This window comes from Bacillus sp. FSL K6-1012 (assembly GCF_037964915.1).
Taxonomy (GTDB): domain Bacteria; phylum Bacillota; class Bacilli; order Bacillales; family Bacillaceae; genus Bacillus; species Bacillus halotolerans.
On the sequence record NZ_CP150175.1, the window covers coordinates 3,957,553 to 3,979,444 of the forward strand.

Here is a 21,892-nt window from a genome sequence, read left to right on the forward strand (position 1 = left end):
GTCTGCATTTTATGAATTAAACAAATAACTTCTGTATCTCGTCAACTGAACACTCGCATTATACACAATACCGAAACCGATTAACGTGGCAAGCGTCGAGCTACCCCCATAGCTGACAAACAGCAGCGGAATCCCGGTAACAGGCATAATACCGATATTCATCCCGATATTCTGGAATGTGTGGATAACAATTAACGCCGTATAACCTACGCAAAAGAAAGAAGCAAAACGGTTGAATGGATGGATCTTGTCAATCAAAACAACAAGTCTATAGATTAAGAAGAAGAACATGATAACAACAAAGGCACAGCCTAAAAAGCCAAATGATTCACCTATTATAGAAAAAATGAAGTCAGTCGTACTTTCCGGAACATAAACCTTTAAATCAGAAATACCATTTCCTATAATGCCACCAGATCCTATAGCCATGATAGCTTGATCAACCTGCCAGCTGCTATTTGCATCTTCCTGCGTCTCACTTGAATCAGAAACCCAAGAAGTGACCCGCTTAATTTGATAATCCTGTATCCCAACTGATTTAGCAACGTCAGGAAAGTTAATCATGACTAATAAAATGAGTGAAATGAATAGGATACCTGAACCGGCAATGATCGTGATCAACTTCCAATTTATCCCTGACATAAAAACCATTACAAGAACGATAAACATACATATTCCCGCCGTCCCAGCATCTTGCATCAGGATAAGACCAACAGGGATAACAGCTACACCCGCAATCTTTAATAAAAGGTGAATATCATCTCTAAGCGTCCGAACTCCTTTAGGGTTAGCTTTTCCGATGACTGACGCAATCATCATAATCAAACCAACCTTCATAAACTCTGACGGCTGTATAGTTATTCTTCCAATTCTAAACCAACTTTTTGCTCCTTTAATGACAGGTGCAATGGACTCAGGGCTGATTTTAAGAATAATCAAAGATAAAATACCAATGATAAAAATATATAAACTTAATTTTTCAAGCTGTTCTAAATCAAAATACAGAAGAACTGTAATGGCAACAGCCCCCAAAAAATAAAACACAATTTGCTGTATCCAATCCGTATTCCCATACTGCCCAAACTGACCGGCAGCATAAATTGATACTACGCTTATGATAAAAAACACACCAAATATAAAAATCAAATCCCCCTGATAAAAGGGGCTTTGCTGTTTCTTATATCGACTCATTCTATCCCGCCTTACATTTTCATCGGAAAATCACTAATGTTTATTATACATGAACCACGTTCAAGATGACACGTGAAGCTCGTTTCCTTTTTTGTTTTTTGCGCGCATTAGCGGCGCTTTTTCAGCTACACGAAATATGACGTATCATAAACCGAAATGTTTCGATTGACACAAAACTTTTCATATGAAAAAAACCCTATTTCTCAAGGGTTATGAATGCAGCCTCTTATTAAATAAGTTGATTTGCTCAAAGATTTATTGAATGTTCCTATCGTACATCAAGTTCCCAGAAAACCAATGCCTAAGTAAACAAACTGTTCCATTCACGGTTTCCATACATTCTCCTAGCGGATTGGCGATAAAAAATAAGGCAATAGTGCCAGACCATTTCTGCAAATACCTGTATCAATTTCTGGAAAACATGGTATAATAATTGTAACAAAATGTTCACAAAACAACCACAAAACAGACACAATTCATTTCCTCTACTTCATTTTTGTAAACGCTGTCACAAAATGAAAGGAGACGGGTATGATGGACATGTTTTTTGCTTATTTATTGGTTGCCAGCGCTACTCCCCTCTTTATTTGGCTCGATAACAAAAAAGTCGCACTCTCTGCTATTCCGCCAATTATTTTAATGTGGGTATTCTTCTTCTTTTACGCAACAGAAAGCCTTTCTCCACTCGGACACACTCTCATGATTATCCTGTTTGCCGTCAACGTCATTGTCGCTCATATCGCGGCCTTTATCATTTATGGCCTTCCTTATCTTCGCAGAAAGCGAAGCAGCAGCTGAAACAGCAAAAAAACCCTCTTCTAGACGAAGAGGGTTTTTTTGCTTATTCGTTGTGGCCTGAGTGCTCTGAGTGTTCAGCGCCTCCAGGAGGATTTCCGTCCATATGGTCACCGTGATGATAGTGGGCCGCGAAAATCCAGATGGATCCAAGCACGATAACGATCGCACCGAAGAATCCGAACAGCGTGTTTCCGACTTGGATACCGCCATTTTCGCTCTCTGTCATGTGCATGAACATGAGAAGCTGGAGCGCCGCCTGAATGAAGGCGAAGCCGAAAATGATCCAAAGTTTTGCTGATGAGCTCAGGTCAGTATACACTGCAACCCATAGAGCCAGCAGGGTCAAAACAATAGACAGTGCAAAACCTACAATGTGCTTCCATGGAAAGTGACTGTGTTCAGCAGATTTGTTTGCCATTTTACAGACCCCCCAATCCCATGAGATAGACACCTGTAAAGATGAAAATCCATACAACATCTAAGAAGTGCCAGTACAAGCTTGAGATAAAGATTTTAGATGAAGTTTGCGGAGTTAAGCCGCGTTTCTTCAACTGAATCAGAATTCCTGTAATCCAGAAAATACCGATTGTTACGTGAGTTCCGTGAGTTCCAAGTAAAACAAAGAATCCAGACCAGAACGCACTTGTACCGAGAGATGCTCCTTCATGTACATAGTGGACAAACTCGTTGATCTCACAACCGACGAAGCCGGCGCCGAGAAGAAGAGTAATAATTGTCCAAATGACTACGCCTTTTAAACTTCCGCGGCGCATTTCATGAACAGCGATCCCGCAGGTAAAGCTGCTGATAAGCAGCAAGAACGTCATAATCATTACCAGATTCACTTCAAACAGTTCGTCCGGTAAGACACCTCCTGCTGTTCTGTTTTGAAGAACGAAGAAGGTTGCAAATAGTGTTGAGAACAACACAATTTCTGCCCCTAAAAAGATCCAAAACCCGAGAATATTAAGTCTGCCGGTTTCAGATTGATATTCCATAGGCGCGTTAGAATTGCCGTGTTCTGCATGTTCCATAACTCACGCCTCCTTATTCGGAAATCTTTCTTTCCGTCTCTTTTATTTCATCAACACTAACGTAGTAGCCATTGTCGTATTCGAATGAACGCAGAACCATGCAGAGCAGGACTCCGATCAATCCGACTACGCCCATCCAGTACCATTCAAAGACAAGTCCAAAGCCGGCGATACCGAAGGCAACAGACATAAAGAACGGTCTGCCTGAGTTGCTTGGCATATGGATTTTCTTGAATTTGCTTTCAGGGTATAATTCAGTTTTTTCTTCTTTCATATGCAGGAATGCATCTTGAGATTTGACTTCAGGAAGCACCGCAAAGTTGTAGTGCGGCGGAATCGCAGATGAAGTCGCCCAATCAAGCGTACGTCCCACACCCCATGAATCTCCGCTGATTTCACGAGTAGAGTAACGGAAGCTGTAGTAGATGTTATAGCAAAGGATTAAGAATCCTACACCCATCATGAAAGCTCCGACTGTTGAGATAAAGTTCAATGTTGTCCAGCCGTCATTCGGTCCGTATGTGTAAATACGGCGAGGCATGCCTTGAAGCCCCAAGAAATATTGCGGGAAGAAACAAATATTGAACCCGATCATAAAGATCCAGAAGAACCATTTTCCGATTTTTTCGTTCAGTTTGTGGCCGAACATTTTTGGATACCAGAAAATAAATCCTGCGAAACAAGCAAATACAGTACCCGCGATCAGCACGTAGTGGAAGTGAGATACCAGGAAGTACGTATTATGGTATTGATAATCCGCTGCTGCCATCGCAAGCATAACCCCTGTAACCCCGCCGATAACGAAGTTAGGAATGAACGCAAGCGCCCACAGCATAGGCGTTGTAAAGCTGATTCGGCCTTTATACATTGTAAAGAGCCAGTTAAAGATTTTAACCCCGGTCGGAATCGAGATTGCCATTGTCGTAATTGAGAAGAATGAGTTAACGGACGCACTGTTCCCCATTGTGAAGAAGTGGTGAGTCCAAACTAAGAAACTCAATACGGAGATGGCGATAATAGAACCAACCATCGCTTTGTAACCAAACAATTGTTTTCTTGCAAAGCTTGAGATAATTTCTGAGAAAATACCGAACGCCGGAAGAATAACGATATATACTTCAGGATGTCCCCAAATCCAGAACAAGTTGGCCCAAAGCATCGGCATACCGCCTGCTTCCAGTGTGAAAAAGTGAGCGCCGAACAAACGATCAAATGATAATAGTGCTAAAGCTACTGTAAGCACAGGGAAAGCAAACACGATAATAACCATTGTGATCAGTGTTGTCCATGTGAACATTGGCATACGCATCAGTGTCATGCCTTTTGTTCTCATTTTTAAGATTGTGACCATAAAGTTGATCCCTGTCATCAGGGTACCGATACCGGCAATCTGAAGTCCGAGGAGGTAGTAGTTCTCACCCGGCCCAGGGCTCATGTCGTTACTTGCAAGCGGCATATAACTTGTCCAGCCTGCGTTCGGAGAACCTCCGATAACGAAAGAAATATTGAAAAGCATAGCCCCTACGAAGAACGTCCAGAAGCTCAGGTTGTTCAAGTAAGGAAATGCAACGTCGCGAGCACCGATTTGAAGAGGTACAACAACGTTAATAAGACCGATTAAAAACGGCATCGCCATGAAGATAATCATGATCGTACCGTGAGTCGTAAAAATTTCATTATAGTGGTTTGAGTCTAAAAAACTGTTATTCGGAAGCGCTAGCTGGGCACGCATCATCAAACCGTCAACACCGCCGCGGAATAACATAATTACAGCAGAGATAATATACATGATTCCGAGTTTTTTGTGGTCAACAGTTGTTATCCATTCAGACCAGAGCCATTTCCATTTCTTGAAGTAGGTAAGTACAACAATGATGGCGATGGTAGATAGTGCAATGGAAACTTGTGCGCCCAGAATTAATGGGTCACCTGTTACAAAAAATTCATCCCATTTAAATTTCATGCGGGCTTCCTCCTTTCCTGATCAATATCATTCTTCTGTATCATCAGACTTCTTAAATTCATTTTCCTTTACGTTTTCAAACGGATCTGTTTTAGAGTGCGGTGAAACGGCTTGATAGCCAAGGCGTTTGCGGGCCTCCATCGCGTATTCTGCGTCTTGTCCGTGATCAACGTATTTTAAGTGAGTAGAAGAGAACGTTAATTCGTCCACATTTTCAGGAAGCATCAATTGATCATACTTCTCTTTTGTCAGCTTAGGAGCCTCATTTTGAGTCTTTTTCAACCAGCTGTTAAAGTCTTTTTCTGTTACAGCATTCACATCAAACTCTTGGTCGGCAAAATGTTCACCTGTGAAGTTCGCGTTGCGGCCCTCATAAGTTCCCACTTCATCAGCCTGTAAGTATTGATCCATCAGCATTCCTGCCATCGCGTATTTTTGTCCTCCAAGCTGAGGAATCCATAGCGATGCCATTGAATCTGCAGATGAGATTTTAAACAAGATCGGGCGGTCGACAGGAATGTTTAAGTAGTTGACCGTTTCAATATCCTGTTCAGGGTAGCTGAATACCCATTTCCAGTCTACCGAAGTAGCGTAAACAACAAGAGGCTCTTTATCCTTTGTTGCTTCAGGAGCTTTTTCTAACGAATATATCGTCTGTACGGTTGGCACAGAAAGTGCGATGACGATTAAAATTGGGATCACTGTCCAGACTACTTCTAAGAACGTGTTACCGTGAATTTCTGGGTTATAAGATCCATTATCTTTGCCTTTACGGTCGCGGTATTTTACTAAAATAATGGTAAATAGAACAAAGACGACCCCGACAATAAACAGCATAAATCCGATAGATAACAGGATTAAATCACTTTGCTGATCAGCCACAGGCCCTTTCGGATCTAGTACTGAGGCATTGCTGCATCCCCCAAGGACGAAAACCACAGTTAACAGCGCTAATACAAGTAACGGTTTTATTGCTCTGAACAAGAAGATCACCATCCTTCCTATTGATGTAATAAATCTGAAGTGCATACTTCCTCAAAATCTTTTCTCTACTTTGTTATGCTATCAAAAACTTCACTTATTAGCTTTATTTTTTTATAAACTTCAGCCCATTTTCGCTTAAATGTCATAAAATCGACAAAAATTGCTCCAACTTTATTCATATCTATCGCTTAAGATGAAAAGTTTCTAGTTATTTCCGCATATAAGTAAAGAAAGATGATGAAGAACTAATTCTACTGACAAATAAAGGTTTACCACAATAAAAAACCAAGGTCAATCAAAAATTTCATTTTGTTAAACATTCTACAAGGGAATTAATTTTTCCTTGCCTAGCACCTTTTCACACGATTACCATTTTAACGCAACCAATATTGAAAGAAAAGGCTGAATAGAGCGGCGATATGCTCTGAACTGATCCCGCTTTTTTATTAGCACATTCAATTGTTTATCTTATACAAAAAGGAGGAATGATATAAGCAAATAAATTTAAAATAGGATGTGTTGCATGATGAGTTTCATAATTTCACTTATCGTCGCTATTATTATCGGATGGGTTGGCAGCCTGTTTGTAAAAGGAGATATGCCCGGAGGAATTATCGGGTCGATGATCGCAGGTCTTATCGGTGCCTGGATCGGCCACGGGCTGCTTGGAACATGGGGACCGCACCTTGCCGGATTTGCCATTATCCCGGCGATTATCGGTTCAGCCATTGTTGTATTTCTAGTAAGCCTCTTAGCAAGAAAAAGAGGATAAGAGCAAAAGAGCCCCAAGCGTCACGTTTTGGGCTCTTTTTTCAATAGTAAAAAGCCTCTCCCTTAACGGTTGAGGCTTTTTACTTGTTTGACGCCTAAACAATGGATAAACCTGTTGAAGGCCTGTTTTCCTTCGGGTGTCTGTTTAAATACGCCGGCATGTTCAAGAATGCGTGCGAATACATGGCCAAGCTCTTCTTTTATAACCTGTTCCGCATTCCCTTTTGTTATGGTTCTTCTTTCCATCAGACGAAGAGCCCAATCCTTATGTTTAGCCGTCAGCTCATTTTCTTCTAATGCTGTTTTCGGATCAGCAGAGCACAGGGACGCTGCCGTTGCTTTCATTTCTTCCTGTAAACGGCCCGGCAAAATCGCTAAGCCCATAACCTCAATCAGGCCGATATTTTCTTTTTTAATATGATGAACCTCCTGATGAGGATGGAAGATTCCTAATGGATGCTCCTCATCCGTCCGATTGTTTCTCAGCACGATGTCGAGTTCATATGAGCCTCCCCTGCGTCTTGCAATCGGTGTGACCGTATTATGTGGCGTATCACCTGTGAAGGCGGCTATGCCGGCTTTTTCATCTGAATATTGCTGCCATGCACGGAATATATGGTCCGCTGCGTCAGCGATAATATGCGGATCGTCTCCCTGAAGCCTGAGCACAGACATCGGCCATTTCACTAAGCCCAGTGACAAGCCGGGATAACTGGTCAATTCATATCTGTCCGTCATTTCGGCACGCGCCATTGGAAAATCGTGCGCCCCGCCTTGAAAATGGTCGTGGCTTAGAATGCTGCCTCCGACAATCGGCAGGTCTGCGTTTGATCCGATAAAATAATGCGGATATTGCCCGAGGAATGAGAGCAGTCTTTCAAACGTCTTTTTGCTGATCTCCATCGGTTCATGCTCACCCTTTAAAACGATGCAATGCTCCGGATAATACACGTATGGAGAGAACTGCAAATACCATTGCTCGTCTCTGAGAATAACAGGAATAATTCTGTGATTCTGCCGGGCCGGATGGTTCACACTTCCCTCAAAGCCGACATTTTCCTTACAAAGCACACACGGCGGATAATTCGTCTGCGTCTGTTCTTTGGCAGCCGCAATCGCCTTCGGGTCCTTTTCGGGCTTTGACAGGTTAATTGTCATTTCCAGCTCGCCATATTCGGTCGGCACCGTCCAATGAACGTTTTTGGCGATTCTGTCAGACCTGATATAATAGACATCCTCTGCATACTGATAAAACTCTTTTGTCGCCTGTTTCGGTCCGTATAACGCCTTTGTCTCTTCAAACTTGCGGATGACCTCAGACGGAGGCGGGACAAAACAGCCCATCAGCTTTGCACTGAGCAAATCTCGATAGGTGTCTGTATTTGCTTCTATACGGCCGGTTTCTGCCGCCCACTTGTAAATGGGAGAAAGCAAGTCAGGAAGACGCTTGCTCTGCTTAATGAGTGTGCTTGAGACCGGCTGGGGATGTTTGATGTCCAGCGCTTCATAAAGTCGGTTTCTCGTGTATTCCTGATCCCAAATCGATATCAGTTTTCGTTCCAGCCCATACTCGATCAGCTGTTCCAGATGTTCAAAAATGCTCATGTATCACTCCCCCTTTAGTTCTCTCGCTCCTTCACCAATATCAGCGACATAAAAATCCGCTTTGAGTCCTGTTTTTTCTTGATATTTGTCTCCAACCTTTTGGATAAAGTCATCAACAAAATCATCCTTTACAATACTGATCGTGCAGCCGCCGAAACCCGCTCCCGTCATTCTTGAGCCGATCACTCCTTCTTGCTCCCACGCTGCAAATACGAGCTCATCGAGTTCCGGGCATGTCACCTCGTAATCATCCTTCAATGAAAGGTGGGATTCCTTCATTAACCGCCCGATTTCCTGAATATTGTTTTCTTTAAACATGTCGGCGGTCTTGATGGCGCGGTGGTTTTCATATACGGCGTGCTTTGCGCGGCGTCTGTTCGTTTCATTTTGGATCAGGCCAGAGTGGGCGTCGAAGTCAGAAGGCTTGATGTCGCCAAGTGATGTAATGTCGAGCTCCTTTTGCAGATCCAGCAATGCGTCACTGCACTCTTGGCGTCTCGCATTATAGCTTGAGTCCGCCAAGGTCCTTTTTTTGTTCGTGTTCGCAATAACCAGCGCAAGCCCGGAGACATCGAGTTTGCTATATTCATAGTCCAGCGTATCGCAGTTCAGAAGCATCGCATGATGTTCTTTCCCCATTCCGATTGCGAATTGATCCATAATTCCGCAATTGACACCGATAAATGTGTTTTCCGCATGCTGTGCCATTTTGACAAGCTCCAGCGCATCGAGTTGAGGATGAAAATAGCTTTGGAGCACGACCGCCATCAGCAGCTCAATGGAAGCGGAAGATGAAAGCCCTGCCCCGTTTGGAATATTCCCTGAAAACACGATGTCAAAGCCATGCGGAATCGAATAACCCCTTTGCTGAAATTCATATATGACGCCTTTCGGATAATTGGCCCAGTCATCTTCTTTTTGATAACGGATGCCGTCAAGACTGCATTCCTTTATGCCGGCTTCCTGAAAGTTGTCCGAATACAATCTGACCAGCCCGTCTTTTCTTTCTGCAACAGCAGCATATGTACCCATGGTCAGCGCGCACGGAAACACGTGCCCGCCGTTATAATCCGTATGTTCTCCAATCAGATTCACTCTTCCCGGTGCGAAAAAAAACCGTAATCCCTCTTTCTCTCCGAATACACTTGCAAATATCCCCTTCAATTCTTCCCGCATGTGCATCACCTTTCATGGTTTTTATTTTTTGTTTCCCGGTCTTTCTGTAACGAAAACGGAAGATCATATGCTGCCGCCCTTGTCATACCCCTTCTTCTTTTGTCTTTTTAAAGACGAGCCATTTGCTTGCGACATAGTTGACGACAACAATCACCGCATTGTCGAGTATTTTGGCCAGCGTTTCATTTGTATGGAACTGTCCGACAAGGATGATCATCATGCCAAGGTCTATGCCGAGAGACAGCACCCGAACGCTGAAAAAGGCAGTGAGCTCTTTCAGCAGGCTTTGCAGGTCATCTGTCTTCTGCTGAAACACATATACTTTATTTGTGATGTAAGCAAACAGAACAGACAAAATCCAAGCGGCTACTGTAGCAGCTTTATAATCCACATTCATGATCTCTACCAATATATAAAAGCTGGCGATATTCACGATTGTCGTGAAAACTCCCATAATGATATACATAATCATTTCTCTATACTTCACTGATGTTCCTCGCTTTCTGAAAAACTTTTCAAATTTCTTAGCTTTGCGTATTCGCGGTTAAAAGTAACAAAAACGGAAAGCGCGTCAAAAAAGCTGCGGAATGTGGCCGGATGGCCCAATACACGCGATTGTTTGATGATTCCGTCAAGCACCGCACATATTATTTTAGCCGTATATACAGGATCAATACTGTCGTCAACCAGCTTTCTCTCCTTCAGCCAATGAATATATGAAGTATTTTCTTCCACCCACAATTCGTATAGCCCTACATAAGCCTTGCATTTTTGGACAGCTTTAAAGGTCGGCATATTCATTGCAAACGAGGTGATGTCCCATGATGGTTTATTTTTGTAGTAAGAAAACAGCAGCTCTGCGGCATGTTTTGCAGCCTCATGCAGCGTCAGCGGTTTCGCAGATGTCCGCTCGATTTCATCCAGGTAGCCGATGATAATCTGTTTTTTCATTTGATGATTTTCGAAGATATGCTGCAGGAAGTCTTCCATGTTGTCAAAATGAACATAAAATGCGCCTTTACTGTACCCGGCAGCTCTGCTGATTTCTTCCACAGACACAGGGTCATACGCTCGGTCAATCAATAAATTCAGGCCAGCCTCTATAAATTTTTCAAATGTTTGCTCTCTTTTAATTTGAAATTTGTTTTTTTTCATATTTTTCTCCAGCCGGTATGATTACCCTTATCTTACACCGGATCAATCTTTTGCGGTATTTATTTCTTTCCAGAGGTATGCTATTCGGTTGTTAAGGGGTCATATTTAATAGGCAATAGGATTTATTTTCATTTACATACTATCCAGTCAGTATTTAATTGTTTATTATTATAAATAAGGTCCATTGGTTATATTAGTCATTTTTTTAGGGAATAGGTAGGTGATTTTTCCTTCAGTTTGTGAACACCGAGCAACTATGTGTGAAATTTGTTGTACTCGCCTCATCATCGCACCGGCTTGCCTTTTATTGCCAGGATGTTGCAGGAAAACATTTTATACAATTGGAGGTTACTATGAAAACTCAAGTTAAAAAAGATTTGGACAAAGATTGGCATATGTTGATTCAAGAAGCTAGATCCATTGGGTTAGGCATTCATGATGTGAGGCAGTTTTTAGAATCTGAAACAGCGATGAGGAAAACCAATCACAAAAAAACCGTCCGCCAAGACTAATCCGGACAGGCGGATCTTTTACCTCTGGCTTTTCTATCATCTGATCTGAGTTTTCACCATTTCCTCTATTCGATAGCTTATATACTGCGCCGATTTTGAGGACAAACGGTGTTTCAGCCTAAAATATGACAGACAGCTGGTGATGCGGTCACCTCTTGGCACATGCATTGTCATAAAGAGGTGATGCGAACATGAAACCGGACTTTAGAAAAAGAGCAGCTTTGCAAGGCTGCATTTGGTGAGGTTTTGAAAGCAAACTTGTTAATATGCGGCAGCTGGAAAACCTTCGCCCGTTTTATACCCCCGCGTTCTTATCTTCACGTTTCCTGCTTTTTTCGTCCACTTTATGATCCTGAAGAATAAATCAGACTTTCTGTACATACCTATTGGTGTACCTTTATGCTTATTTTTCAGCAGAATAAAAGGAGGAAAGCCATGTACAGATCGCAAGCTGATTACCAAAAGATTGCTGGGTCTCCATCTTTTCAAGCCTTTTTGAAGCAGAAACGGGCCTTTATTGTTCCAACTGCGATTTTCTTTTTTGTCTTTTATTTTTCACTCCCTGTTTTAACGTCTTATTTCACCTTTTTGAATACTCCGGCAGTTGGTGCTGTTTCATGGGCTTGGCTGTTTGCTATCGCTCAATTCGCTATGACGTGGACACTCTGTACGGTGTATTCCCGAAAGGCAGCTCGTTACGACCAATTTGTAAACGCTTTAAAAGAAGAGCTGAAGGGTGAACAGACATGAACCTGACAGCGTTTCTGTTATTTTTAGCGATTGTCGGACTGACGCTTGTGATTACGTATTTTGCAGCGAAACAAACGAAAACGACGAGTGAGTTTTATACGGCCGGCGGCGGGCTCACCGGTGTTCAGAATGGACTGGCAATTGCCGGCGACTACATGTCTGCCGCGTCGTTCCTCGGCATTGCCGGAATGATTGCGTTATATGGGTTCGACGGATTTTTTTACAGCATCGGTTTTCTTGTCGCTTATCTCGTTGTCCTCTATATCGTGGCGGAGCCGCTTCGGAATCTCGGAAAGTATACGATGGCGGACATGATTGCGGCGCGTTTTAAAGAAAAGAAGATCCGCGGTGTCGCCGCTCTCAATACCATCGCCATCTCTACCTTTTATATGATCGCTCAGCTCGTGGGGGCAGGGGCGCTGATTAAACTGCTGCTTGGGCTCGATTATACCGCGGCCGTTCTGATTGTCGGAGTGCTCATGACCATTTATGTCGTGTTCGGCGGAATGATCGCGACGAGCTGGGTTCAGATTATCAAAGCCGTTTTGCTGATGGCCGGCACCCTCGTCATCTCCATCATCGTTTTTTCTAAATTTGGTTTTAACCTTAATACAATGTTTGAGCAAATGAAAACCGCTACCCCGCTTGGCGCTGATTTTTTAAATCCAGGGAACAAATACAAGGTCCCGCTTGAAACCCTGTCGCTGAATTTGGCACTTGTGCTGGGGACCGCCGGCCTTCCGCATATCTTAATTCGCTTTTATACAGTTAAGGATGCCAAAACTGCCCGGGCATCAGTCGTTTCAGCAACATGGATCATCGGTGTGTTTTACATTATGACGGTATTTCTCGGATTTGGTGCAGCCGCGTTTGTCGGTTTTGACGCGATTACAACGGCCGATCCAGCGGGAAACATGGCGGCGCCGCTTCTGGCAAAAGCACTCGGGGGAGATTTCTTGTTCGCGTTTGTATCAGCCATCGCCTTTGCCACGATTTTGGCAGTGGTGACAGGCTTGGTGCTGTCTGCCGCTTCTGCGTTTGCCCATGATATCTACAGCCAGATTATCAGAAAAGGAGAAGCAACTGAGAAAGAACAGATGAAAGCGGCTAGATGGGCATCTGTCGCCGTGTCAGCGCTGTCTATCATTCTTGCGATTTTTGCTCAATCCTTAAATGTCGCCTTTCTTGTCGCATTGGCATTTGCCGTTGCCGCCAGCGCAAATCTTCCGCTGATTGTGTTTACTGTGTTTTGGAAAAGATTCAATGCCTCAGGCGCATTATGGGGCAGCCTGACTGGGCTGATCAGTGCACTTGTCCTCGTGTCGATGAGCCCGAGTGTGTGGGACCCGGCCGGAGGTGCTATTTTTGTAGGCGAGCCGCTCATCCCGCTGTCTAATCCGGGCATCATTTCGATTCCGCTCGGTTTCCTCGGTGCGTGGCTTGGAACGCTTCTGTCTTCTGATAAAACGGTTAACGAAGATACATTTGCGGAAATACAAGTGAAGGCGCATACGGGAATTCATATGGATCAGGATTAAAAAAAGCTCTCTAAACAGATTTTTGTTTAGAGAGCTTTCTTAGGTTACGTTTTCTGTTGTTCCTGAGAAATCGCGTTTTCAAATACTTCCTTGCCGGCTGCTCCTGGAATCACGGTGTCGCCGATGACAAAGGTTGGTACGGCTGTAATGTCAGCTTCTTCATAGGCGTGCTTCAGAGCTTGCCGCTGCACGTCCTGATATGTTCTTGCTTCCAGCGCAGCTTTGAATAATGCTCCGTCTAAGCCAACTTCCTCCGCCAGCTTCGTCAAGATATCAATCTCCCCGATGTTTTGGCCCTCTTGGAAAAATGCTGCAAATACACGGGTATTGTACTCATGTCCTTTGTTGTATTCTTTGGCAAAGTGAAAGCCTTCAAAAGCCAAGTCTGTATATGGGTGAGGCGAGACGTTTGGAAATTTGATATCGACTCCCAATTTCTCCGCCATCGGTCTGATCGAGGTTTGCCACATATACTTCTTGGAAGGGTCGTTTACAGGATCAAGCTGCGGTGAAGGACTTGGACGCAATTCAAACGGCATCCACTCGACTTCAACATCCTTTCCTTTTATCGCCTCTTCAAAAGCGGCTTTTCCAATGAAACAAAATGGGCACACGTAATCTGAATAAACTTTTATCTGTACTGTCATGATTGTCTCCTTTCGTATAGGTTGATTTTAAACTGTAACAATAAAAGTTACAACTGTTTTTTTTAAAAAGAAGCCTGCATGGCTTCTCTTTACGATTCAAGCAACCGCTGAGCAATATATTCTCCTTTTTTGCACCCGCCGGGGATTGCATATAAAGCAGAACCAATCGTTTGCGTATATTCATTTAACGCATCCTTTGCCGAAAGTGCCTTCAGCATGGGGATGAACTGATTGTCGGGATTTTTTTGAAAGCTGATAAACAGGAGACCTGCATCCATATAGCCGGTTTTTGAGTCAATGCCTTCTGTATAAGAAAAGGCTCTTCGCAAAATCTGTTTCCCCGTAGATTTCGCAAGACTGACGTGCGAATTTGACGGGATTTGATTCAGCTTGACAGGGTCTGTTTCTTTTTTTTGGCCAAAAGGTGCCCCTGAGCTTTTTCTGCGGCCGAAAGTATCCTCTTGATCTTTCAGGGAAGAGCGGTCCCAAATTTCAAGGAACATTTTGATTTTCCGAAAAGCCATATAAGTTCCGCCGGTCATCCAGTCAGGCTCGCCGGACTGAATCCACACGATCGAATTCATCAAGGTGTCATCCTTGGTGCTTTGGTTTCCTGTTCCATCTTTAAACCCAAATAGATTGCGCGGCGTTTCTCCTTTTTTGCCTCCGCTTAAAAAGCCTTTGTTTATCAGGCGGACTTCACAGGTGCCCACCGCTTGATTCAATAGGTTTCGCAGCGCGTGAAACGCCACCTGTTCATCATCTGCGCATACTTGGATGCAGATGTCTCCGCCTCCCTGCTTCGCATCGAGATTGTCATTCGGCATAGCCGGAAGGGCAGCAAGGTGTTTTGGTTTCTTGCTTTTCAGTCCGAAACGATCCTTCCCATCTTTTTCGAAAAAGTCAGGCCCGAAGCCAAATGTAACCGTTAAGTTGGAAGGCGGTAAATCAGCCGATTCACCTGTATCCTGCGGCGGCAGGTATTGATTTTTCTGTTCGCTCGACATTTTTTTGCCTGACGTCAGCATGTGTGTCAGGCTGGTCCAGTTTCTGAATAACGTGATGATATCGCTTTTCTCCTTCGCCGTCACATCAAGCGCGGCAAAATACACGTACGTCTGATGGGCAGTAGTGATTCCGGCCTGATGCTTTCCGTAAAATGGAGCAACCTGGTCATCCTCTTTTTCGTCCTTCTTCGATGACTTAGCCGCGGTCTGAACAAGCGGAGCGAGACCGCCGAGGCCGCTGGCGCCAATCGCCACGGCCGCCCCAGCCATCGCTCCCCATTTTAAAATGTCCCGTCTGTGAATTTGTTCTGGCTTTTTCTGTTCATCGCTCATGCTGTTACAAAACTCCTTTTATAGCACATTCGCAATCTTCGACATGGTTTCAGAAAGAGTCGTCAGCTTTGTGCTCAGCTCTCTGATTTGATCTTCACTTAATTTATCATAAGACGTATAGGCCTGATCATTCGTTTTGTATTTTGCCATTAAAACTTCAAATTCGCTGAATTCGGTATCCAGCTTTTCCGTCAGATCAGAGTGGTCTTTTACTAGCGCGCTTTTCACAGTTTGATACACAGCCTCGGAGCCTTCAACATTTGCCATAAGATCGACTAAATCGATTCGTGAGTAGCGCTCCTCTTCACCCGTAATTTTAGAAATACCTGCTTCGTTCAGAAGCTCCATCGCGCCAGCCACAATTTGTTCAGGCGTTAATGTCAATGATTCAATCGAACCGTCAAGCTCTTTCACATCCTTGACAAGCTGGTCAGCCGTTGCCTTTTCCCCGGAAATATGTTTATCCTTCCAAATGGCTTTCTCAAGCTTGTGGAACCCTGTCCATTTGTCCCCTTCTTCTACATCGTTTTCACGGGCATCAATTTTCGGATCAAGATCTCCGAGGCTTTCGGCAATCGGTTCAATTCTTTCGTAATAGACGCGCGCTTTCGCATATAACGTCTTTGATTTTTCAATATCGCCTGCCTTCACGGCAGCTGTAAATGCTTCAGTCGCCTTCACAAGCTGATCGCTCTGCTCTTTGACGTAGTCTTTATATTCATCTGCCGCTTTTGCCAGCTGATCGCTTGCCTTTTTGCTGCTCTTCTTCGCTTCTGTCAGGTCTTCTAAGGACGCTTTCAGTGACTCGGATTCTGTCTTGATTTTGTCTGAATCCGGTTTGGATTTTTGCGCTTCTGTGTAGATTGGCTGAAGATGCTTTTCGATTTCTGTGTATTCGAACGGATAGTCGCTGCGAATATCATTTTCAAAAGAAAGCCAGTAGCTGTTTAATTCTTTCCCCTTCTTTTGAATCTCTTTTTGATCAGCTTTTTCAGCTGATTCATTCAGCTCGGAAATCATGTTCTCCATTTTATCAACGGAAGCTGCGATCTCTTTGCTTACTCCGCTTTTATCAGATGAAGCTTTTTCTTTAGTTGACGAAGTGTCATTGGCTCCGCATCCCGCACACAGTGCAAGGATGCATCCGGCTGTTACAGCAATCTTTGTGATATTCATTTTGTCAGTTCCTTTCCGTTTGTATAATGTTTTGCCGCTTCTGAGATAAGCGCAATCAGTAAAAATAGCAAAATCAGTAATTGCGGAATCGTACTGTACACGGACGGATAAATTCCGAGAACGGACACAGACGGCAGCCAGCTTTCTGCGTCAGACGGAAGAATCCCCGCGAGCTGCAGGCTGTGGACGCCTGTTCCGAGAAATTTCACGCACATATACAGGACAACCGCCATTGACAGCAGAAAAAACGGCTTCAATGGAATGCGCATTCCGAGCTTCATCATAAGAACACCGACGATGACGAGAACGACAAGCCCCGCGGCTGTCCCGCCGATCAGCTCAGTGAGAGAGAGCTTTCCAACAAGGCCGATGAAAAAGATGACTGTTTCGAGCCCTTCCCTCACGACTGCCAGAAATGCAATGAGCGCAAAGGACAGCAGGCTTCGTTTTTTCAGTGCCTGTGATTTCTGGATATTGATTTTTTCTCTCCACCTGTCCATCGAGGCGTTTCTATGCAGCCACACCCCGACATACAAAAGCATGACAGCGGACAGCAAGCCGGTGATTCCGCCTAGCAAGAAATTGTTTTCTCCGAATACATTCGAGGAGAACAGGAGGGTGACGCCGATTCCGGCTGCTAAGGAAACGAACATGCCGGCTGACGCGCCGCCCCAGATCCATGCAGAAGAACGGGTGACACGGGCTTTTTTTGTCATGGTCAAAAGCGCCCCGATGACAAGCAGCGCCTCCATCCCTTCTCGAATTGGGATCAATGCCGCGTCCCACCAGCTGTAGCTGCTCGAAGCAATCGGCTCAAGCAATTGAATCATTTCGTCAATTTGTTTTATTACCTGCTTGGGATGGCTGTCGATTTCAGCCTTCATGAGTGCCAGATTTTCCTCCGATGTGGTATACGCTTCTTTGGATTGGGATACGACGTCTCCTTCTACGGCCAGCCAAGATGTGATTAAGTTGTCGATAGCGGCTGACGCTTCACCCATCTGTTTTTTTTCTATCAATTGTTTTGTGTCTTTTAAGCTTTGAATATAGGCTGTTAAGGACGTCCTTGATTGACCCGAGGATGCCTTCTTCAGTACAACAGCCTGCTGGTAGGTTTCTAAGTGAGAAGAAAGCTCTTCAAGCTGTGTTTCGAGTTTGTTCGCGTCTTGATTAATGAAAGAAAGAGAAATCATAGCGATATTCGAGTCCATTTTGCTGTGGGATGAAAGGTTTTCCTTCTTAATAGATGGTTCTTCCTTTTTCCACGACGATTTGAAGGTCTCAAATGTTTGCTGTGCGGAATCTATATCTCCGTCTCGTACAGATTTGATCATTTGCTTGTTTAATTCAAGCAGGGAAGCAATCGGATCATTTTCCGCATGCACCGCCGAACCGAAAAACATCAACAAGCTGAGTAATATAAGTGTCAGCCCCCGAGCCATCATGTTCCTCCTATAATTGAAAATGATTATCATTGTATATCATAATCATAGCCAGTTCCCGATCTTTGTCAATGAAAATTTGAAGGTCTGAAAACCTTGGCGGAACAGCAAAAAGGCTGCCCTTTACAGGACAGCCTTTTGAAGGCAAATCGGGTTATCTGCCGGTCTTATATGTGTGAATAACATCGTAAAATTTGCGTGCGGCTTCTTCCGGATCTTCCGTCAGACTGATAGCGCTGATCATACTGACACCATCAGCCCCCGCTTCGATGACGGGAGCGGCATTTTCTATTGTGATGCCGCCGATGCCGACAATTGGGATGCTGATGCCTTGACGTCTCACCGCTTCAATCAGAGACACACCCTGCACAGCTCTTGTATCCTTTTTTGTTTCCGTCGGATAGATCGGACCAAGACCGACATAATCTGCTCCATCCTCCTCGGCTTGCTTCACCTCAGACATCGTATGGGCGGACACGCCAAGGATCATATCGCCAATGGCGTCACGTACTTCTTTTGCTTTCGCATCCTCTTGGCCGATGTGCACACCGTCTGCCTTCAGCTTCAGTGCCAGCTCCATATCATCATTGACAATAAAAGGGACTCCGGCTTCACGGCATGCCGCCTGAACCTTTGCGCCGAAGGCAATCCGCTCCTCTCCTGTCAATGCGCCTTCGCCCTTTTCACGAAACTGGTACAGAGTGGCACCGCCTTTTAATGCGTTTTGCACGACTGTCACAGGATCAGCTTTCGTATTGTTTGAACCCATAATGAAGTAAACAGATAATAGCTTTTTCATCATTTCCCGAGAAATACGTGTCATGAGACTGTCACCCTTTCTATTGTCGCTAACTCTAATACATCCTGTTCAGAGACAGAAGACAGCTTGTTCAGCAATTCAATCTGAAAACTCCCCGGACCTTTGTCAGCTGTCTGCTGCGCGGCAAGCTGTGCCGCAACACCATATGAGGAAATCGCAGCGATGGCAGCGTATAACGGATTTTTTTCCACTGCACAAAACGCACCGACAACTGAAGTCAGAAGACATCCGGCGCCTGTCACCTTCGTCAGCAGTTTGTGGTCGTTATGAAGAGTGTATACGTTAGATGCGTCGGCAATTACGTCGACTTCCCCAGTAATCGCAATGACCGTGTTCAGTTTTTGCGCCGCCTGTTGAGCCAGACGGATGATGTCGCCTCCGCCTTCACCGGCATCGACTCCTTTGATCATCCAATCCGAAACACCGACGGTATGTGCAATTTCCGCGGCATTTCCCCTGATTGCAGAGAGGCGCACCTCACGAATCATCTCACGTGCCGATTCAGTGCGGAACGGTGTCGCTCCAGCCCCCACGGGATCAAGAATGACGGGTACGCCATGTTCATTCGCTGATTTACCCGCAATGATCATAGCTTCGACGGTTTCTTTGCTTAGCGTTCCGATATTTAAAACGAGCGCACCCGCGATTTTCGCCATGTCGGCGACCTCTTCCTTCGCATAAGCCATTACGGGTGATGCACCGAGGGCGAGCAGGCCGTTCGCTGTAAAATTTGTCACAACATTGTTTGTTATACTGTGCACCAGAGGGCTATGCTTCCGGACGGCTGTTAGACGTTTTGCTGCTGATTGTGCATCCATATTAGCATCATCCTTTACTCTCTCTTTTTTTCGAATCCCATAAATACGATTTCGTATGTTCAAGCCAAGCTCTTGCCGCAAAGGACAAATAGCGGTCCTTTCTCCATATAATCGCAAGATGCCAAGGGATGACCGGATCGACAAGCGGGATGACTTTGACCTTTTCCGGGTCAAGGCCGCGGCATATGCGTTCCGGCAAAAGTCCGATCCCCAGGTTGGCTGACACCATCTCACTGATAAAATCCCATTGTGAGGTTTCGTAAATGATATGGGGTCGGAATCCGGCCTTGATACATTCCATCATAATTCGATTGTGGAGAACAAAATCCTCCCTGAAGAAAATAAAAGGCTCTTCCTTCAAATCCTGTAATCGGCTCTCTTTCTCACCCGCCAGCCGGTGGGAAGGGTGTACGACAAGCATTAATGTTTCTTTTACGATCGTAAATGAATGAAAAATGTCTTCGTTTGCGGGGAGAACAACAACACCGATGTCAAGAGAACCGTCCCCAACGCCTTCTTGGACTTTGATAGAGCCGTCCTCAACAAGCTGAAAGGTCACATTCGGATAATTTTCCCGAAAATCGCCGAGCACTCTCGGGAAAAAACCTGAGCCGATCATCGGCGGCAGTCCGATTCGCACATGCCCCTTCTTGACCTCCATAATATCATTTAACTCGGATGTCAGGTTTTGAAATGATTTAATGATTTCCTGCGCCTGCACGTACATGCTATGGCCGGCGTCCGTCAGCTCCACCTGTCTGCCGTTTCGGTAAAAAAGCTCGATCCCAAGCTCTGCTTCTAAATTTTTGATCATTTTCGATATCGTCGGCTGGGAAACATAAAGTGATTGGGACGCCTTCGTAAAACTTTTCAGACGGGCGACCTCCAAAAAATATGTTAAATGGCGGATGTCCATTTGTTTCACCCTTTCTATAGACAAAAGGAATACTTATTATGCTTAATATATATTTTACCTATAGCGTAACCTCATGTACAATATGAATATAAGGGAGGCATCAATATGAAAAAACTGTTGCTAACCGTTATTCAAATCGCTCTGTTATTTATATTTGCTCGGCTGATTAATTGGGTGACAGCCCTTCTTCATATAAATATTCCCGGCAGTATAATTGGAATTGTGATTCTTTTCACATTATTACACTTTAACATCATCAAGCTTGAATGGATAGAGCTTGGCGCGGCGTGGCTTCTTGGGGAGCTGCTTTTATTTTTTATCCCGTCTGCCGTCGGAGTGATTGAATACGGAGACATTATGTCAAAATTCGGTGTCAGCATTTTGCTTGTTGTCATCATCAGCACGTTTGTCGTGATGGTGTCCACAGGAACGCTTACACAAATCATTGCGAAAAGAAAGGAGAAAAAACATACGTGTTCATCGGAATTGTAAGTTTGTTATTAACGGTTTTGGTGTATTTAGGAGCAAAAAAAGTATATTCTCGTTTTCCGCGAGTCTATACGTCGCCGCTATTGGTGACGCCCGCTGTGTTAGTCGGTATGCTGCTGCTGGTGAATGTCCCGTACGAGACATATAATCTCGGCGGTGAAGTGCTGACCGATATGCTTCAGCCGGCTACCGTGGCATTTGCGATCCCGCTTTATAAATATTTCCCTGTTTTAAAGAAATACGCAGTGGAAATTATTTTAAACGTCGCCCTCGGCTCATGCATCGCGATTATTTCTACAGCTCTTATTGCGAAATGGCTTCACCTCGGAACTGGCTTGATTGACAGCCTTGTTCCAAGATCAGTGACAACGCCGATCGCCATGAACGTATCTGAAATGATCGGCGGAATGCCTGCGGTCACAGCCATATTTGTCATTTTGACTGCATTGTTCGGCACCGTCATCGGGCCGATGGTCATCCGCTATTTCCGCATTGATAACGAAATTGCGCGGGGCGTGCTGCTCGGCACAAGCGCACATGGAGCGGGCACATCCAAAGCATTTGAGCTTAGCTCAGTGTCCGGCACGATTTCCAGCGTGTCAATGATCCTTGCGGCGATTATGACGCTTTGCGCGGCGCCGTTTTTACTTTCATTTATGTAGGAAGAAAAAACTGTCCTGGCAAGGGCAGTTTTTTTGTGTCTCCTTCCATTGAAAAGCTGCAAAATTACAATATAATGTAATTTGTGGATACCAAAGGAGGCACCC

The 21,892-nt window shown here is 44.6% G+C and carries 23 protein-coding genes; 7 read left to right on the forward strand and 16 right to left on the reverse strand.

From position 1 onward, the window contains the following. Positions 1 to 9: 9 nt before the first annotated feature. Positions 10 to 1,191: a cell shape-determining peptidoglycan glycosyltransferase RodA gene (gene rodA, locus NSS75_RS20515; protein WP_024123289.1), complete on the reverse strand. Its 1,182-nt coding sequence runs from the start codon at positions 1,189 to 1,191 to the stop codon at positions 10 to 12. Positions 1,192 to 1,722: 531 nt separating this feature from the next. On the opposite strand from rodA, the gene ywcE reads away from it, so the two are divergent. After that, on the forward strand, positions 1,723 to 1,989 hold the full coding sequence (ywcE, locus tag NSS75_RS20520) for a spore morphogenesis/germination protein YwcE (RefSeq protein WP_081638379.1): 267 nt from the start codon (positions 1,723 to 1,725) through the stop codon (positions 1,987 to 1,989). 43 nt (positions 1,990 to 2,032) lie between these two features. Here the strand turns inward: ywcE and qoxD are convergent, their stop codons facing one another. The 4 genes from qoxD to qoxA are packed head-to-tail and all read right to left on the reverse strand — an operon-like array spanning position 2,033 to position 5,979. Continuing rightward, the gene (gene qoxD, locus NSS75_RS20525) at positions 2,033 to 2,407 is read right to left on the reverse strand and encodes a cytochrome aa3 quinol oxidase subunit IV (RefSeq protein WP_003222169.1); all 375 of its coding nucleotides are present in this window, start codon (positions 2,405 to 2,407) and stop codon (positions 2,033 to 2,035) included. Between the two features lies 1 nt (position 2,408). Continuing rightward, positions 2,409 to 3,023, reverse strand: coding sequence for a cytochrome aa3 quinol oxidase subunit III (gene qoxC, locus NSS75_RS20530; RefSeq protein WP_003236031.1), 615 nt, complete (start codon positions 3,021 to 3,023; stop codon positions 2,409 to 2,411). Between the two features lie 13 nt (positions 3,024 to 3,036). Then, complete coding sequence (gene qoxB / locus NSS75_RS20535) at positions 3,037 to 4,986, reverse strand: cytochrome aa3 quinol oxidase subunit I (protein WP_010332354.1); 1,950 nt, start codon at positions 4,984 to 4,986, stop codon at positions 3,037 to 3,039. Between the two features lie 27 nt (positions 4,987 to 5,013). Then, positions 5,014 to 5,979, reverse strand: coding sequence for a cytochrome aa3 quinol oxidase subunit II (gene qoxA, locus NSS75_RS20540; protein ID WP_339237709.1), 966 nt, complete (start codon positions 5,977 to 5,979; stop codon positions 5,014 to 5,016). Positions 5,980 to 6,496: 517 nt separating this feature from the next. Between qoxA and NSS75_RS20545 the strand changes: the two genes are divergently transcribed. Further along, entirely contained in the window at positions 6,497 to 6,742 is a 246-nt protein-coding gene (locus NSS75_RS20545) for a GlsB/YeaQ/YmgE family stress response membrane protein (protein ID WP_010332356.1), read from the forward strand. A 62-nt stretch (positions 6,743 to 6,804) separates the two neighbouring features. On the opposite strand, the gene galT is transcribed toward NSS75_RS20545, so the two are convergent. The 4 genes from galT to NSS75_RS20565 all read right to left on the reverse strand — a co-directional run bounded on the left by galT (position 6,805) and on the right by NSS75_RS20565 (position 10,677). Beyond that, complete coding sequence (gene galT, locus NSS75_RS20550; protein WP_339234750.1) at positions 6,805 to 8,346, reverse strand: UDP-glucose--hexose-1-phosphate uridylyltransferase; 1,542 nt, start codon at positions 8,344 to 8,346, stop codon at positions 6,805 to 6,807. Between the two features lie 3 nt (positions 8,347 to 8,349). Then, the gene (locus NSS75_RS20555) at positions 8,350 to 9,522 is read right to left on the reverse strand and encodes a galactokinase (protein ID WP_326230429.1); all 1,173 of its coding nucleotides are present in this window, start codon (positions 9,520 to 9,522) and stop codon (positions 8,350 to 8,352) included. Between the two features lie 82 nt (positions 9,523 to 9,604). After that, positions 9,605 to 9,988 carry a GtrA family protein gene (locus NSS75_RS20560; RefSeq protein WP_024123295.1) on the reverse strand — a complete coding sequence of 128 codons (384 nt, stop codon included), beginning with the start codon at positions 9,986 to 9,988 and terminating at the stop codon, positions 9,605 to 9,607. A 17-nt stretch (positions 9,989 to 10,005) separates the two neighbouring features. Next, positions 10,006 to 10,677: a helix-turn-helix domain-containing protein gene (locus NSS75_RS20565; protein WP_095712734.1), complete on the reverse strand. Its 672-nt coding sequence runs from the start codon at positions 10,675 to 10,677 to the stop codon at positions 10,006 to 10,008. Between the two features lie 353 nt (positions 10,678 to 11,030). Between NSS75_RS20565 and NSS75_RS20570 the strand changes: the two genes are divergently transcribed. From NSS75_RS20570 to NSS75_RS20580, 3 genes are all read left to right on the forward strand, one after another. Then, on the forward strand, positions 11,031 to 11,189 hold the full coding sequence (locus NSS75_RS20570) for an anti-repressor SinI family protein (protein WP_044159932.1): 159 nt from the start codon (positions 11,031 to 11,033) through the stop codon (positions 11,187 to 11,189). Between the two features lie 435 nt (positions 11,190 to 11,624). Then, positions 11,625 to 11,939: a DUF485 domain-containing protein gene (locus NSS75_RS20575; RefSeq protein ID WP_024123298.1), complete on the forward strand. Its 315-nt coding sequence runs from the start codon at positions 11,625 to 11,627 to the stop codon at positions 11,937 to 11,939. Continuing rightward, positions 11,936 to 13,477 (forward strand): cation acetate symporter, encoded by a 1,542-nt coding sequence (locus tag NSS75_RS20580; RefSeq protein ID WP_339234758.1) that lies wholly within the window; start codon positions 11,936 to 11,938, stop codon positions 13,475 to 13,477. The genes NSS75_RS20575 and NSS75_RS20580 overlap by 4 nt, the downstream gene beginning before the upstream one ends. 44 nt (positions 13,478 to 13,521) lie before the next feature. Here the strand turns inward: NSS75_RS20580 and NSS75_RS20585 are convergent, their stop codons facing one another. From NSS75_RS20585 to NSS75_RS20615, 7 genes are all read right to left on the reverse strand, one after another. Continuing rightward, positions 13,522 to 14,124: a DsbA family protein gene (locus tag NSS75_RS20585; RefSeq protein ID WP_095712732.1), complete on the reverse strand. Its 603-nt coding sequence runs from the start codon at positions 14,122 to 14,124 to the stop codon at positions 13,522 to 13,524. 89 nt (positions 14,125 to 14,213) lie between these two features. Continuing rightward, positions 14,214 to 15,464, reverse strand: a complete 1,251-nt coding sequence (gene efeB, locus NSS75_RS20590) for an iron uptake transporter deferrochelatase/peroxidase subunit (RefSeq protein ID WP_339234762.1) — start codon at positions 15,462 to 15,464, stop codon at positions 14,214 to 14,216. Between the two features lie 18 nt (positions 15,465 to 15,482). Then, positions 15,483 to 16,640, reverse strand: a complete 1,158-nt coding sequence (gene efeO / locus NSS75_RS20595) for an iron uptake system protein EfeO (RefSeq protein WP_103671828.1) — start codon at positions 16,638 to 16,640, stop codon at positions 15,483 to 15,485. Beyond that, a complete protein-coding gene (locus tag NSS75_RS20600) occupies positions 16,637 to 18,082 on the reverse strand; it encodes an FTR1 family protein (protein ID WP_339234767.1) in 1,446 nt (481 codons plus the stop codon). The genes efeO and NSS75_RS20600 overlap by 4 nt, the downstream gene beginning before the upstream one ends. 154 nt (positions 18,083 to 18,236) lie before the next feature. After that, positions 18,237 to 18,905 (reverse strand): thiamine phosphate synthase, encoded by a 669-nt coding sequence (gene thiE, locus NSS75_RS20605; protein ID WP_103671826.1) that lies wholly within the window; start codon positions 18,903 to 18,905, stop codon positions 18,237 to 18,239. After that, entirely contained in the window at positions 18,902 to 19,720 is an 819-nt protein-coding gene (thiM, locus tag NSS75_RS20610; protein ID WP_339234771.1) for a hydroxyethylthiazole kinase, read from the reverse strand. The genes thiE and thiM overlap by 4 nt, the downstream gene beginning before the upstream one ends. 7 nt (positions 19,721 to 19,727) lie before the next feature. Continuing rightward, positions 19,728 to 20,636: a LysR family transcriptional regulator gene (locus NSS75_RS20615; RefSeq protein ID WP_095712727.1), complete on the reverse strand. Its 909-nt coding sequence runs from the start codon at positions 20,634 to 20,636 to the stop codon at positions 19,728 to 19,730. 105 nt (positions 20,637 to 20,741) lie between these two features. On the opposite strand from NSS75_RS20615, the gene NSS75_RS20620 reads away from it, so the two are divergent. After that, positions 20,742 to 21,128, forward strand: coding sequence for a CidA/LrgA family holin-like protein (locus tag NSS75_RS20620; protein WP_015714922.1), 387 nt, complete (start codon positions 20,742 to 20,744; stop codon positions 21,126 to 21,128). Next, entirely contained in the window at positions 21,110 to 21,787 is a 678-nt protein-coding gene (locus NSS75_RS20625) for a CidB/LrgB family autolysis modulator (RefSeq protein WP_339234776.1), read from the forward strand. The genes NSS75_RS20620 and NSS75_RS20625 overlap by 19 nt, the downstream gene beginning before the upstream one ends. Positions 21,788 to 21,892: the final 105 nt, after the last annotated feature.

What these genes read in the sequence shown, in the direction of transcription:
- rodA (WP_024123289.1), bottom strand. Translation starts at nt 1,191, where the DNA reads ATGAGTCGATATAAGAAACAGCAAAGCCCCTTTTATCAGGGGGATTTG.
- ywcE (WP_081638379.1), top strand. Translation starts at nt 1,723, where the DNA reads ATGATGGACATGTTTTTTGCTTATTTATTGGTTGCCAGCGCTACTCCC.
- qoxD (WP_003222169.1), bottom strand. Translation starts at nt 2,407, where the DNA reads ATGGCAAACAAATCTGCTGAACACAGTCACTTTCCATGGAAGCACATT.
- qoxC (WP_003236031.1), bottom strand. Translation starts at nt 3,023, where the DNA reads ATGGAACATGCAGAACACGGCAATTCTAACGCGCCTATGGAATATCAA.
- qoxB (WP_010332354.1), bottom strand. Translation starts at nt 4,986, where the DNA reads ATGAAATTTAAATGGGATGAATTTTTTGTAACAGGTGACCCATTAATT.
- NSS75_RS20545 (WP_010332356.1), top strand. Translation starts at nt 6,497, where the DNA reads ATGAGTTTCATAATTTCACTTATCGTCGCTATTATTATCGGATGGGTT.
- galT (WP_339234750.1), bottom strand. Translation starts at nt 8,346, where the DNA reads ATGAGCATTTTTGAACATCTGGAACAGCTGATCGAGTATGGGCTGGAA.
- NSS75_RS20555 (WP_326230429.1), bottom strand. Translation starts at nt 9,522, where the DNA reads ATGCGGGAAGAATTGAAGGGGATATTTGCAAGTGTATTCGGAGAGAAA.
- NSS75_RS20560 (WP_024123295.1), bottom strand. Translation starts at nt 9,988, where the DNA reads ATGTATATCATTATGGGAGTTTTCACGACAATCGTGAATATCGCCAGC.
- NSS75_RS20565 (WP_095712734.1), bottom strand. Translation starts at nt 10,677, where the DNA reads ATGAAAAAAAACAAATTTCAAATTAAAAGAGAGCAAACATTTGAAAAA.
- NSS75_RS20570 (WP_044159932.1), top strand. Translation starts at nt 11,031, where the DNA reads ATGAAAACTCAAGTTAAAAAAGATTTGGACAAAGATTGGCATATGTTG.
- NSS75_RS20575 (WP_024123298.1), top strand. Translation starts at nt 11,625, where the DNA reads ATGTACAGATCGCAAGCTGATTACCAAAAGATTGCTGGGTCTCCATCT.
- NSS75_RS20580 (WP_339234758.1), top strand. Translation starts at nt 11,936, where the DNA reads ATGAACCTGACAGCGTTTCTGTTATTTTTAGCGATTGTCGGACTGACG.
- NSS75_RS20585 (WP_095712732.1), bottom strand. Translation starts at nt 14,124, where the DNA reads ATGACAGTACAGATAAAAGTTTATTCAGATTACGTGTGCCCATTTTGT.
- efeB (WP_339234762.1), bottom strand. Translation starts at nt 15,464, where the DNA reads ATGAGCGATGAACAGAAAAAGCCAGAACAAATTCACAGACGGGACATT.
- efeO (WP_103671828.1), bottom strand. Translation starts at nt 16,640, where the DNA reads ATGAATATCACAAAGATTGCTGTAACAGCCGGATGCATCCTTGCACTG.
- NSS75_RS20600 (WP_339234767.1), bottom strand. Translation starts at nt 18,082, where the DNA reads ATGGCTCGGGGGCTGACACTTATATTACTCAGCTTGTTGATGTTTTTC.
- thiE (WP_103671826.1), bottom strand. Translation starts at nt 18,905, where the DNA reads ATGACACGTATTTCTCGGGAAATGATGAAAAAGCTATTATCTGTTTAC.
- thiM (WP_339234771.1), bottom strand. Translation starts at nt 19,720, where the DNA reads ATGGATGCACAATCAGCAGCAAAACGTCTAACAGCCGTCCGGAAGCAT.
- NSS75_RS20615 (WP_095712727.1), bottom strand. Translation starts at nt 20,636, where the DNA reads ATGGACATCCGCCATTTAACATATTTTTTGGAGGTCGCCCGTCTGAAA.
- NSS75_RS20620 (WP_015714922.1), top strand. Translation starts at nt 20,742, where the DNA reads ATGAAAAAACTGTTGCTAACCGTTATTCAAATCGCTCTGTTATTTATA.